Consider the following 12,048-nt stretch of genomic DNA (forward strand, 5'->3'; position numbering starts at 1 on the left):
TACATAGATTTACTTCTTCCGTAGTCGGTAGGTGATTCTACCTTTCGTCAAGTCGTAGGGTGTTAGTTCTACTTTGACGCGATCGCCAGGTAATATCTTGATGTAATTACGGCGAATCTTACCAGAAATATGTGCTAAAACATTAAAGCCATTATCTAAGTCAACACGAAACATTGCATTGGGCAACGATTCTGTGACTGTCCCTTCCATTTCAATTAAATCTTGCTTAGACAATTTGTTGTTTCCTCAATTCGACAATCTCTTTCTGGCTGACAGAATTTTCATCTGCACGAAAACACAGTTTGAGAAAAATTTCAACAGTTTATTAATATATCTTAGCTAAAAGAGAAAGGGTACTGGGGACTGGGGATTGGGAAAAGGTGTGAGGGTAAACTTGCACGGTTGTTTACTGATTCTCCTTAACTTCCCCGGACTATCCCCTCAAGCAGCTATGATGTTTTTTAATTCAGTAGTGACTTCTTCTGGGGACTGATCACCATTTATAGTCACCAGTTTTCGGCGATCGCCATAGTAGTCAATCAGGGGTGCAGTTTCGTCACGGTATACTTCTAAACGACGACGAATAACTTCTTCACTGTCGTCTTTCCGTCCTCGTCCCAGTAAACGAGAAATGACAACTTCATCTTTGGCATCCAAATTGACGGCTTTTTCACCACCTTGACCCATTTTTGCTAGTAATTCCTCTAAAAAAGTTGCTTGGGTCACTTTACGGGGAAATCCATCTAGAATCCAACCATTTTTAGTATCTGGTTGTCCAAGGCGTTCTTTGACCAAATCTTCCACAAGTTGATCTGGAACTAACTCACCTCGATCCATGTAACCCTGTGCTTTTATCCCCAAAGGAGTTTGGTCAGTAATTGCTTGCCGTAAAATATCACCAGTAGAAATATGAGGAATATTCAAAAAATCAGCCAAAACTTTGGACTGAGTTCCTTTACCAGCACCTGGTGGTCCCAAGAAGATTAATCGCGTCACTATTGTTTCACCATCCCTTCATAGCGTTGAGAAATAACGTAAGTCTGAATTTGTTTTGCTGTATCAATTGCTACACCTACTAAAATTAGTAAAGAAGTAGCACCCAAACCCCTAAAAGTTGGTACATTCAGAGTGCTTTCTACAGCGGTGGGTATAATTGCCACTAAGCCCAAGAAGAGCGCACCTAAGAAAGTAAGCCTGTTAGTAACACGCTCTATATACTCACTGGTAGCTTTTCCAGGACGAATACCGGGGATACTAGAACCCATTTTCTTCAAGTTTTGCGCTACATCTACCGGATTCAAGATCAAGGAAGAATAGAAATAACTGAAGAAAATAATGGAAACCATGTAAACCAAAGCATACACCCAAGCTCCAGAACCACCGGGACTGAGATAAGTGTTAACTATGTTTGCTAAATCAGAGTTTTTAGTAAAGTTAGCAATCAGCAGTGGCAAACTGAGGATAGCAGCAGCGAAAATAATTGGCATTACTCCACCCTGGTTGAGACGTAGGGGCAAAAAGCTACGCTGTTCAGCCAGTACCCGACGACCTACTTGACGACGAGCGGAAATAATGGGAATGCGGCGAGTTCCTTCCTGTACAAAGACAATACCGATAATAGTAACCAAGAAAACTAAAACCAGGACTATGACACGGCCAACTATTTCCCTGCCTCCGACTTGTACCAGGTCAATGGTATCGCCTAAAGATTTAGGTAAAGAAGCAACAATATTCAGAAAAATCAACAAAGATGCGCCGTTACCAATACCCCGTTCAGTAATTAGTTCCGATGCCCACATCACGAACATAGAACCGGCAGTGAGAGCAATTGCTGTCTCGGCTACAAACAAAGGACCGGGATTTAAGGCAAATTGTTGTAAGAACAGTGCTGAAAAAGCCACGCTTTGAACAATTGCCCAACCAACAGTTACATAACGGGTAATTTGGGATATTTTACGACGACCTGCTTCACCTTCATTTTTTTGTAAGTTTTCTAAAGATGGTATGGCCGCAGTCAACAATTGGATAATAATAGACGCATTGATAAAAGGCAAAATACCTAAAGCAAATACGCCCAGAGTAGAAAGTCCTCTTCCTGAAAAGATATCCAACAAACCAAAAATGGAATTATTACTGGATATAGCTTTTGCAAATTCCGCTCTATTAATTCCTGGTACTGGTAAAAAGATGCCCAGGCGAACCAAAATTAAAATACCGACTGTTACAAGCAGCCTACCTCTGAGTCCGGCTGCCTGTGCCATCTGCATAAAAGTTTCTTGAGCCGTTGGGGCTTTGTCTCGACTGATCATAGAGTGCTACCTTTATAATTAACCAGGCGCTGGAAGCGAGTTGATTAGCTGGAAGTGCTATTTCCTGGCTCAGTCTAAGACTTGACAACTCCCGCCAGCTGCCTCAATTTTGCTGCGAGCTTGACCTGTAAAAGCAGCAGCTTTCACATTCAGAGCAATGCTCAATTCTCCATTCCCCAGGATCTTCAAAGGACCCTTAACAGCTGTAAGAATACCAGCCTCTTTTAAAGACGCTAAGGTTACTTCTGAATTAGGGGCAAGAGAGGCCAGTTTCTCTACATTTATCGTAGTGTAAACTTTACGATTAACGACAGGGAAACCTTTGAGTTTAGGAATACGACGATACAAGGGCTGTTGACCACCTTCAAACCCAGGTCTGGTGCTACTACCGGAGCGAGATTTTTGACCCCGCATACCTAAACCAGCACTAGCACCTTGTCCAGCGGAAATACCTCTACCTACACGGCGACGGCGTTTTTTAGAGCCTTTTTGAGGCTTAACATCATTGAGTCTCATTTTGATTTGGGATTTTAAATTTGGGTACTGATCATCTCGTCATGCTTGGGGATGCTAAATTAGCAATCCAGGATCAAAGCATAATTAGAAATAGAGACTTTCGACAGCAATGCCCCGGTCTTCAGCGACTTCAGATAATGTTCGCAGTGTAGATAGAGCATTCACAGCAGCTCTGGCATTATTAAGAGGGTTGTTAGAGCCTAATTGTTTAGCCAGAACGTTACGTACTCCAGCTAACTCTAGTACAGTTCGCACTGCACCACCGGCAATTACCCCTGTACCTGGGGCTGCTGGGCGCATAATTACCTTTGCTCCTCCACCAATACCATCAATGGGATGAGGAATAGAATTAGATTTGGTGATAGGAATGTCAATCAGATGCTTTTTACCATCTGCAACTCCCTTTTTCACAGCACCAATTACATCGGAAGCTTTACCTACTCCCACACCAACTTGGCCACGTTCGTTACCAATGACAACAATGGCGCGGAAACTAAGTTTTTTACCACCTTTTACCACTTTACTAACACGGCGGATTTGAATTACCCGTTCTTGCCAGTTGGTTTCTTCTTTTTTTGCTTTGTTTGTTTTACGACGACCCGTTGCCATAATTCATGCTCTCTCAACGTTAGTTGTCAGTTATGAGTCAGTTTAGTCCCAGAGTTTTCCCTTAGTGGACTGACATATTATATTTAAGAGTCAGTTGTCAGTTCTCAGTTGTGACTGTTCCCTGACAGATGACTTTAGAAATCTAAACCAGCTTCACGCGCAGCTTCAGCTAGTGCTTTAACACGTCCATGATAAAGGTTGCCACCACGGTCAAAAACGACTTTGTTGATGCCTTTTTCTAATAGACGCACTGCTATCAATTTACCAACTTGGGCGGAAGCATCACAGTTAGAGCCAGAGGATAGACTTGCTTTCAAATCCGGTTCTACAGTAGATGCTGATACAAGAGTTTGATGCTGTGTATCATCAATTACCTGAGCATAAATATGCTCGTTAGATCGGAATATAGATAGGCGTGGTCTGTCTGGCGAACCGCTGATTTTTCCACGTACACGCCGATGACGACGTTGTTTTGATTCTCTTCGAGTAAGTTTCATATTTACTTCTTACCTTTACCACCAGTCTTACCAGCTTTCCGTCTGACCACTTCACCTGCATAGCGGATACCCTTACCTTTGTAAGGTTCAGGTGGACGGAAGTCACGGATTTTAGCTGCTGTGTTGCCTACAATTTCTTTGTCGTAACCACTGACAATAATGTTAGTGTTATTTTCTACTTTGAAATTGATTCCCTCTGGTGCATCTACTTGAACTTGATGACTGTAGCCAATATTCAGTACAAGTTTAGTTCCTTGCATTTGGGCGCGATAGCCTACACCTTGCAGTTCCAAACGGCGTTGGAAACCTTCAGAAACACCTTCTACCATGTTGGCAATTAATGTCCGGCTGAGACCGTGCATTTGTCTAGCTACACGGGTTTCGTTCCGGCGGGTTACCAATATTGTTTCGCCTTCTTGGGCAATGACAATAGTGTGAGATAGTTCACGAGATAGTTCGCCTTTTGGGCCCTTAACTACTACCTTTGTGCCATCAATTGCCACTTGTACTTTGGCGGGAATAGTAATTGGACGTTTACCAATACGAGACATGACTTAATTTTGTCCTTTGTCAGTTGTCAGTTGTCAGTTGTCAGTTTTATGTGGAACTGACTATTGACGTTCACAAATGCCTGTTTTGAGCATTTTGAAGACTACCAAATGTAGCAAAGCACTTCACCACCCACATTTTGACGACGCGCTTCGCGGTCAGTCATAATTCCACTGGATGTAGAAATGATGGCAATACCTATACCACCTAATACTTTGGGTAGTTCTTTCCTGGTCGAGTAAACACGTAATCCAGGCTTACTTATCCGTTTTAGTGCTGTGATCAGGGGTTGACGAGTTTTACCTTTGTATTTCAGAGAAATGACTAGGTTGGTATTAATCCCTTCACCAGATTCTGTACATTCAGCAATAAAGCCTTCTTCTTGTAGTACCTTAGCGATACTACGAGTCATTTTTGTTGCTGGCACTTGTGTAGTTTGATGCCTTGCCAGATTAGCATTGCGGATGCGCGTCAGCATATCTGCAATTGTGTCGTTAGCCGCCATCTTTCCCTCTTTAGATGAACTTATTAATCGCGAAAGGGCATTCCCATTTCCTTGAGTAAAGCACGACCTTCTTCGTCGTTTTTAGCTGTGGTGATGATAGAAATATCTAAACCACGGATTTGATCAATGCTGTCGTACTCGACTTCTGGAAAAATTAGCTGTTCTCTTACACCTAGAGTGTAGTTACCTCTGCCATCAAAGCTTTTGGGGCTAATACCACGAAAGTCACGGATTCTAGGTAGTGATAGGCTAATTAGTCGGTCGAGAAAGGCGTACATCCGTTCGCCTCTGAGAGTCACCATGATGCCAACGGGCATACCTTGACGAATTTTAAAGCCAGCGATCGCCTTTTTGGCTCTTGTTACTACTGGTTTTTGACCAGTAATTAAAGCTATTTCACTTAAAGATGCTTCTAACGCTTTAGCATTTTGAGCAGCTTCTCCCAAACCTCTGTTAACAGTTATTTTGACCACCTTAGGTACTTGATGAACGTTGGTGTATTGAAACTGCTGAGTTAGCTTGGGGACAATTGTCTCTTGATATAAAGTTTTGAGTCTGGTTGTCGCCATAGTTTTTTCCTGATTATCCCTGGTCTTGGTCAGGGAATTTTAGATTTTGGATTTTAGATTTTGGATTTGAAATTAAAAATATCTCAACCGATTAACATCTAAAATCTTGCCCCGCTTACAGGCTTATTTATCTAAAATCTCGCCTGTTTTCTTTAACATCCGTACTTTCTTACCTTCAGCGGTGAAAGTGTAGCAAATCCGACTAGCGACGTTTTGCTTGTTAGAATAAAGCATGACGTTAGAGCTATGGATAGGATACTCTTGGGTAACAATTTGCCCAGATTCACCTTCTTGCTGAGGCTTAACGTGTTTAGTTTTGATGTTCACACCTTTGACTAGCACTTTGCTGGTTTCGGGTAAGGATTTGATGATTTCACCAATTTTACCTTTATCTTTACCAGCTATCACTTGTACTGTGTCACCAGTCTTGACGTGCATTTTGTGAAATACTTTGGGTTTTGGCTTTGCCATTACAGCACCTCCGGCGCGAGAGAAACTATTTTAGTAAAGTTTTTATCGCGTAATTCCCGTGCTACAGGTCCAAACACCCGTGTACCTCTGGGATTACCTTCTTTGTTGATGATGACTGCGGCGTTATCATCAAAACGAATGCTCATACCACTGTCGCGGTTGATACTTTTTCGAGTACGAACAATTACTGCTTCTACCACATCAGACTTTTTTACAGCCATGTTGGGTGAAGACTCTTTGACAACGGCGATAATTCTGTCGCCTACGCCACCGTAGCGGCGATTACCTGCACCTAATACGCGGATACACATAAGTTTTTTGGCACCGCTATTATCTGCAACGTTCAGATAAGTTTGGGGTTGGATCACAATTAGTCTCCCGATGAGAGTTGTTAAGTGGATAACAACTATTTATGTTGTAGCTTTAGCGTTAAGGATTTCTGTGATTTGCCAACGCTTGGTTTTGCTCAGGGGTCTGGTTTCCTGAATGCGGACGCGATCGCCCACTTTACAGGAATTTTCTTCATCATGAGCTTTATAGCGCCGGGTTTTAACTATGATTTTGCCGTACTTGGGGTGAGGAGCGCGGTTTTCCACAGCGACTATCACTGTTTTTTGCATTTTATCGCTCACTACCAAGCCAACTCGTTCTTTGACTGCCATAGTCTCCTACTTTTATTCCTTAGTCGTTTGACTTACTGCCCTTTGACGTTCTCCCTCTACAGTGAGTAGTTGGGCTAAACGATGGCGGGCGTGTCTGAACTGGTGAGGTTTTTCTAGCTGTCTAGTAGCTTTTTGTAAGCGCAACTGAAATAGTGCTTTTTTAACGGCAACTATTTCCTCAGACAGTTTTTCATCAGTTAATTCTCTAGCTTCTGAAATCTTGGGAAGAGGCATGACCTAATCCTGCTCCTGTATTTGGGGTCGCACAATGAACTTAGTTTTAATGGGTAGTTTATGAGAAGCCAAGCGCATTGCTTCACGGGCTACTTCTTCAGAAACACCAGCAATCTCAAATAAGATTCTGCCTGGTTTCACTACAGCTACCCAAAATTCTGGATTACCTTTACCTGAACCCATCCGGGTTTCTGCGGGACGCATGGTGATGGGCTTGTCAGGAAAAATCCGGATCCAAATTTTACCACCCCGACGGATGTAACGGGTCATAGCTCGACGAGAAGCTTCTATTTGCCGAGATGTAATCCAAGAAGGTTCTTGTGCCTGGAGAGCAAAATCCCCAAAATTAAGGGTGCTGCCACGGTGTGCTAAACCCTCCATCCGTCCGCGTTGTTGTTTGCGGAATTTAGTTCTCTTAGGACTTAACATGATTTGCTAATTGGTAATTAGTAATTGGTAATTGGTAATTGGTAATTGGCTTTTTCCTGTCACCTATCACCTATCACCTCTTACGCTTCGTTGGAACGGTCTTCAAATTGCTGGCGACGGCGTTGTTGTTGACGACGACGTGGCTCACGCTCTCTTGTGGTTGGTTGGGAAGGAATTTCTTCTTGCCCAGGGATAATTTCTCCCTTAAATACCCAAACCTTGATTCCGAGAATCCCGTAAATTGTTTGGGCTGTGCAGTAAGCATAGTCAATGTCAGCCCGGAGGGTGTGTAGAGGAACTCTACCTTCTCTTGTCCACTCTGTCCGAGCAATTTCTGCTCCGTTGAGGCGACCACTAACTTGAATTTTAATTCCCTGCACTCCCGCTCTTTGAGCGCGTTGAATAGCTTGGCGTACTACTCGACGGAAGGAAACACGACGCTCTAATTGTTGAGCAATGTATTCACCAATCAAAGAAGCATCAGCATCAACTTTTTGAACCTCAACTACGTTAATGCGAATTTGACGGTTACTACCCAATAGTTCTTGGAGTCCCGTACGTAGTGCTTCTATACCTTGTCCACCGCGACCGACTACAACACCAGGTCTTGCTGTTCTGACTTCTAGGTCAATTTGGTCAGCTTTGCGCTCAATACGTACTTCGGAAATACCTGCGTTGTTTTGAGCCTTTTTACCTAGTTTTTGATCTATGTACTGGCGGAGTTTATGGTCTTCCTGTAGCAGTTCTGGATAGCGGTCAGGAACCGCAAACCAACGGGATTGATGTTCTCTTGTAATTCCCAGACGAAAACCGACTGGATGAATTTTCTGTCCCACAAATGCTTCCTCTAAAATTTCTTACTGTACGCAGTTAGTTAGTGTCTGTATGATTGCTTATTTGGCAGTAGCAGCACCGACAGCTACGGTGATATGACACGTCGGCTTGCGAATTTGGTAAGCTCGCCCTTGCGCTCTGGGTTGAAACCGTTTTAGGACAGGACCTTGGTCAGCATAAGCTTGAGTGATGACTAAATCTGCCCGTTCTAGACCCTCGTTATGTTCAGCGTTAGCAGCTGCACTTCTTAATACTTTTAACACTGGATCACAAGCTCTGTAGGGCATGAATTCCAGTATTATTAGTGCTTCTCTGTAAGAACGTCCCCTGATTTGGTCAAGTACACGTCGTACTTTGTAAGGAGATATGCGGATATAACGAGCGATCGCTTTAACTTCTGTAGTATCAGTTGCCATAATTTTCTCCATCTTGTCATTTGTCAGATGTAAGTTATCAGTTGTTTGTGACTGACCACTGACTACTGACTAATGACCGCTTACCTGCCTGATTTTTTGTCACTTCGACCATGCCCTCTGTAGGGGCGTGTTGGTGCAAACTCACCCAATTTATGCCCTACCATTTGCTCGTTTACAAATACGGGAACGTGTTGTTTACCGTTATGAACAGCAATGGTATGACCCACCATCATTGGCAGGATTGTTGAGGCTCTTGACCAAGTTTTGATAACTTGCTTTTCGTTGTTAGCGTTGAGCTTTTCAATTTTGCTGAGTAAATGATCAGCAATGAAAGGACCTTTTTTTAAAGAACGACCCATAGTGCTTTTTTGGATTTTGGATTGCTGATTTTGGATTGAGAATTTCGGATTTTGGATGTTTCTGTTTTTTGGTGAGACTCGCTGTTTTGTGAATACTCACAACAAGTAAACGAAATCTAAAATCCAAAATTTAAAATCTAAAATTCTAAGACTGACGACCACCACGACCGCGTTTAGATGACTTACGACGGCGACGTACAATCAGTTTATTACTTGCCTTGTTACGCTTACGGGTCTTAGCACCTAAAGTTGGTTTACCCCAGGGAGTAACAGGGCCTGATCTACCGATAGGCGCTCTACCTTCACCACCACCATGTGGGTGGTCTACTGGGTTCATTACACTACCTCTAACTTTAGGGCGACGACCTTTCCAGCGGTTACGTCCGGCTTTACCAGCACTGAGGTTTCTTGCTTCTGTGTTGCCTACTTGTCCAATGGTGGCGTAACATTCCCGGCGAATCATCCGAAATTCGCCAGAAGGCAATTTGAGGGTAACGTAATCACCTTCTTTTGCCATAACTTGGGCTGTCGCACCGGCCGCACGTACAATTTGTCCACCTTTTCCGGGTGTCATTTCCACGTTGTGGACGTTAGTACCTGTAGGAATCCTATACAGAGGTAAAGCATTACCATCTTCAATAGGAGCATCAACACCAGCAATAATTGTTGTGCCTACTTTCAAACCATTAGGATGTAAAATATAACGCTTTTCCCCATCTTCATATTGAACTAGGGCAATGCGCGCATTCCGGTTAGGATCGTATTCAACTGCTGTAACGATAGCCGAGATATCTCTTTTATTTCTTTTAAAATCGATGATCCGGTATAGTTGTTTATGTCCGCCTCCCCGACGACGGCTGGTTATCCGCCCTTGATTATTCCGACCTTTGGCACGATGAACTGATTCTATCAGTGACTTTTCAGGTTTGGATTTGGTGATTTCCGCAAAGTCGGAGATTGTAACTTGGCGAGTACTGGGGGTATAAGGGCGATAAGAACGAGTACCCATAAGTAATTTTGTCTTTCTAACTGATAATTGGTAATTGGTGATTGGTGAATAGGTAATCAAATCTTGTTTTTAATTCCTGATTCGCCATTCTCCAATTCTTAAACGTCTGGGAACAGAACTTGTCTGATCTTCTCTGCGTCCCCTTCCGCCACGGTGACAACTGCCCGTTTGTATTGGGGTTTGAAACCGATAAATTTACCTACACGGCGTTTTTTCCGTGGTGGTAAGGATGTGTTGACTTTGACAACTTTGACTTGGAATAAGTCTTCAATTGCTGCTCTAATTTGGGGCTTTGTGGATTTTGGAGTGACTTCAAATGTGTATTTGTTTTGCTCCATCATCACTGTCGCTTTTTCGGTTAAAATCGGGCGACGTACTAGGTCAGCCAGGTTACGGGGGTCAAAGTTAGGCACTGTAGACCTCCTGAATTTTTTCTAATGCTGCTGGTGTAACTACAACTTTGTCAGCGTGGAGCAAGTCGTAAACATTCAACTGATCAGCTGCGATAAGTTTGACGTTTTCGATGTTGCGGGCTGATAAACTGACGTTTTCTGCAACTTCGGACAAAATTAACAAGCTTTTTTGTTCTGGTGCTACTCCCCAACGAGCTAATGCTGCTACCAGTTCCTTGGTTTTAGGGCGTTGTAGTTCGTTACTAAATTCTTCTACAACAATTAGGTCTTCAGCACGACTAACAAAGGCCGTCCGTAGTGCTAAACGTCTTTCTTTACGGTTAAGTTTGATGTTGAAGTCTCTGGGTTTGGGACCAAAGATGACACCACCACCACGCCATAAGGGTGAGCGGATAGAACCTGCACGGGCGCGACCTGTACCTTTTTGTCTCCAAGGTTTGCGACCTCCACCTCGTACTTCTGCACGGGTTTTAGTGCTGGCTGTACCTTGGCGAGAATTGGTCATTTGTCGAACTAGGGCGCGATGTACTATGTGCGCTGCTGTTTCTTCTTTGGCAACTTTTAACTCAAAGCTGGTTTGGCCAACTTGGTCTCCTTGCCAATTTTTAACTACACTCTCAACCATTTTTGTGTCCTTTTTCGGTTGCCAGTGGTCAGTTGATGCTGACGGCTAAACAACTAAATCTATTTGTTACCAACTTTATTGGTGGGTAATACGTTGACTAATCCACCTGGTTTGCCGGGAATAGCTCCCTTTATTAGTAGTAAGTTACGCTCTACGTCTACTTTCACTACTGTCAGTTTGCGAATTGTGACGCGAGTTCCACCTAATCTACCTGCCATCCTTTTGCCAGGATAAACACGACCAGGGGTTGTACCTGCACCAATAGAACCAGGTTCTTTGTGGTTTTTAGAACCGTGAGACATAGGTCCACGACCAAAGTTATGCCGCTTTTGGTTGCCGGCAAAACCGCGACCAATGCTTGTTCCAACTACATCTACAATTTGACCTTCACTAAAGATGTCTGCTTTAATCTCTTGACCTAAAGCATAATTGCCTACGGCATCAGTGCGATACTCGTTTAAGTGGCGCAATGCAGGGGCATCTGATTTAGCTAGGTGTCCTAGTTTTGGTCTGTTCAATGCCTTGGGTTTAACTTCGCCATATCCAACTTGGATGGCTGAGTAACCGTCGGTCTGTTTTGTTTTAACTTGTGTGACAGTGCATGGACCTACCTTAACGACGGTGACAGGAATGGCTACTCCTTCTTCGTTAAAGATTTGGGTCATGCCCAGCTTGGTGCCGAGAATACCTACAGACACAGTTACTGGTTCTCCTTTCTATTTGCTGACCTTGGAATCGGATTCTAGGGCAATGATTTTGCTTAGGTCGAGGGTATTTACCCTAAATTCGGACTGTTGTTAAACAGTACAAATAGTTGCGACTAAACAGATAATCTGCGTCCCTAATGTTTGATAAATCCGTTGGATTTTCACTCTTTTGGCCACCAGAACAGTAATATTTAACTTCACTATCTGAAGTTAATACTGCATAATCAATGCAAGACGTGATTGCTTTGCGCTTTGTGCAGCATTGCTTTCGTCCAAGCAATTGCTCTGGCACTCTCCGGTTGTAGTGGGACTTAAATGATGTGTATCATTCAGTA

Annotated in this window: 21 protein-coding genes; all 21 read right to left on the minus strand. The window is 43.3% G+C overall.

The features are described from left to right. Window positions 1-9 precede the first annotated feature (9 nt). The 21 genes from infA to rplC all read right to left on the minus strand — a co-directional run bounded on the left by infA (window position 10) and on the right by rplC (window position 11,704). Window positions 10-234 carry a translation initiation factor IF-1 gene (gene infA, locus WJM97_RS03260; protein WP_006276978.1) on the minus strand — a complete coding sequence of 75 codons (225 nt, stop codon included), beginning with the start codon at window positions 232-234 and terminating at the stop codon, window positions 10-12. A gap of 207 nt (window positions 235-441) precedes the next feature. Then, on the minus strand, window positions 442-996 hold the full coding sequence (locus WJM97_RS03265; RefSeq protein ID WP_353931617.1) for an adenylate kinase: 555 nt from the start codon (window positions 994-996) through the stop codon (window positions 442-444). Continuing rightward, the gene (secY, locus tag WJM97_RS03270) at window positions 996-2,309 is read right to left on the minus strand and encodes a preprotein translocase subunit SecY (RefSeq protein WP_353931618.1); all 1,314 of its coding nucleotides are present in this window, start codon (window positions 2,307-2,309) and stop codon (window positions 996-998) included. Before secY ends, WJM97_RS03265 begins: the two co-directional genes overlap by 1 nt. A gap of 69 nt (window positions 2,310-2,378) precedes the next feature. Beyond that, complete coding sequence (rplO, locus tag WJM97_RS03275; protein WP_353931619.1) at window positions 2,379-2,825, minus strand: 50S ribosomal protein L15; 447 nt, start codon at window positions 2,823-2,825, stop codon at window positions 2,379-2,381. An 84-nt stretch (window positions 2,826-2,909) separates the two neighbouring features. Next, window positions 2,910-3,434 carry a 30S ribosomal protein S5 gene (gene rpsE, locus WJM97_RS03280; RefSeq protein WP_353931620.1) on the minus strand — a complete coding sequence of 175 codons (525 nt, stop codon included), beginning with the start codon at window positions 3,432-3,434 and terminating at the stop codon, window positions 2,910-2,912. 134 nt (window positions 3,435-3,568) lie between these two features. Further along, window positions 3,569-3,931, minus strand: coding sequence for a 50S ribosomal protein L18 (gene rplR / locus WJM97_RS03285; RefSeq protein WP_353931621.1), 363 nt, complete (start codon window positions 3,929-3,931; stop codon window positions 3,569-3,571). A gap of 2 nt (window positions 3,932-3,933) precedes the next feature. Further along, window positions 3,934-4,482 (minus strand): 50S ribosomal protein L6, encoded by a 549-nt coding sequence (rplF, locus tag WJM97_RS03290; RefSeq protein ID WP_353931622.1) that lies wholly within the window; start codon window positions 4,480-4,482, stop codon window positions 3,934-3,936. Between the two features lie 101 nt (window positions 4,483-4,583). Then, the gene (rpsH, locus tag WJM97_RS03295) at window positions 4,584-4,985 is read right to left on the minus strand and encodes a 30S ribosomal protein S8 (RefSeq protein ID WP_353931623.1); all 402 of its coding nucleotides are present in this window, start codon (window positions 4,983-4,985) and stop codon (window positions 4,584-4,586) included. 23 nt (window positions 4,986-5,008) lie between these two features. Continuing rightward, window positions 5,009-5,554 carry a 50S ribosomal protein L5 gene (gene rplE, locus WJM97_RS03300; protein WP_353931624.1) on the minus strand — a complete coding sequence of 182 codons (546 nt, stop codon included), beginning with the start codon at window positions 5,552-5,554 and terminating at the stop codon, window positions 5,009-5,011. Between the two features lie 123 nt (window positions 5,555-5,677). Next, on the minus strand, window positions 5,678-6,025 hold the full coding sequence (rplX, locus tag WJM97_RS03305; RefSeq protein WP_353931625.1) for a 50S ribosomal protein L24: 348 nt from the start codon (window positions 6,023-6,025) through the stop codon (window positions 5,678-5,680). Continuing rightward, a complete protein-coding gene (rplN, locus tag WJM97_RS03310) occupies window positions 6,025-6,393 on the minus strand; it encodes a 50S ribosomal protein L14 (protein WP_353931626.1) in 369 nt (122 codons plus the stop codon). The genes rplX and rplN overlap by 1 nt, the downstream gene beginning before the upstream one ends. A gap of 42 nt (window positions 6,394-6,435) precedes the next feature. Beyond that, complete coding sequence (gene rpsQ, locus WJM97_RS03315; protein ID WP_353931627.1) at window positions 6,436-6,687, minus strand: 30S ribosomal protein S17; 252 nt, start codon at window positions 6,685-6,687, stop codon at window positions 6,436-6,438. 12 nt (window positions 6,688-6,699) lie between these two features. Further along, a complete protein-coding gene (gene rpmC, locus WJM97_RS03320) occupies window positions 6,700-6,921 on the minus strand; it encodes a 50S ribosomal protein L29 (RefSeq protein ID WP_353931628.1) in 222 nt (73 codons plus the stop codon). Window positions 6,922-6,924: 3 nt separating this feature from the next. Beyond that, window positions 6,925-7,350 carry a 50S ribosomal protein L16 gene (gene rplP, locus WJM97_RS03325; RefSeq protein WP_353931629.1) on the minus strand — a complete coding sequence of 142 codons (426 nt, stop codon included), beginning with the start codon at window positions 7,348-7,350 and terminating at the stop codon, window positions 6,925-6,927. 80 nt (window positions 7,351-7,430) lie between these two features. Beyond that, window positions 7,431-8,186, minus strand: a complete 756-nt coding sequence (rpsC, locus tag WJM97_RS03330; protein ID WP_353931630.1) for a 30S ribosomal protein S3 — start codon at window positions 8,184-8,186, stop codon at window positions 7,431-7,433. Window positions 8,187-8,243: 57 nt separating this feature from the next. Continuing rightward, on the minus strand, window positions 8,244-8,600 hold the full coding sequence (gene rplV, locus WJM97_RS03335; RefSeq protein WP_353931631.1) for a 50S ribosomal protein L22: 357 nt from the start codon (window positions 8,598-8,600) through the stop codon (window positions 8,244-8,246). Between the two features lie 80 nt (window positions 8,601-8,680). Then, the gene (gene rpsS / locus WJM97_RS03340) at window positions 8,681-8,959 is read right to left on the minus strand and encodes a 30S ribosomal protein S19 (protein ID WP_353931632.1); all 279 of its coding nucleotides are present in this window, start codon (window positions 8,957-8,959) and stop codon (window positions 8,681-8,683) included. Between the two features lie 145 nt (window positions 8,960-9,104). After that, on the minus strand, window positions 9,105-9,968 hold the full coding sequence (gene rplB, locus WJM97_RS03345) for a 50S ribosomal protein L2 (RefSeq protein WP_353931633.1): 864 nt from the start codon (window positions 9,966-9,968) through the stop codon (window positions 9,105-9,107). Between the two features lie 98 nt (window positions 9,969-10,066). Then, complete coding sequence (locus tag WJM97_RS03350) at window positions 10,067-10,381, minus strand: 50S ribosomal protein L23 (RefSeq protein WP_353931634.1); 315 nt, start codon at window positions 10,379-10,381, stop codon at window positions 10,067-10,069. Further along, complete coding sequence (gene rplD, locus WJM97_RS03355; protein WP_353931635.1) at window positions 10,374-11,006, minus strand: 50S ribosomal protein L4; 633 nt, start codon at window positions 11,004-11,006, stop codon at window positions 10,374-10,376. Before rplD ends, WJM97_RS03350 begins: the two co-directional genes overlap by 8 nt. A 59-nt stretch (window positions 11,007-11,065) precedes the next feature. After that, window positions 11,066-11,704 carry a 50S ribosomal protein L3 gene (gene rplC, locus WJM97_RS03360; protein WP_353931636.1) on the minus strand — a complete coding sequence of 213 codons (639 nt, stop codon included), beginning with the start codon at window positions 11,702-11,704 and terminating at the stop codon, window positions 11,066-11,068. Between the last annotated feature and the right edge of the window lie 344 nt (window positions 11,705-12,048).

It is taken from the genome of Okeanomitos corallinicola TIOX110, from assembly GCF_038050375.1.
GTDB classification, from domain to species: Bacteria; Cyanobacteriota; Cyanobacteriia; order Cyanobacteriales; family Nostocaceae; genus Okeanomitos; species Okeanomitos corallinicola.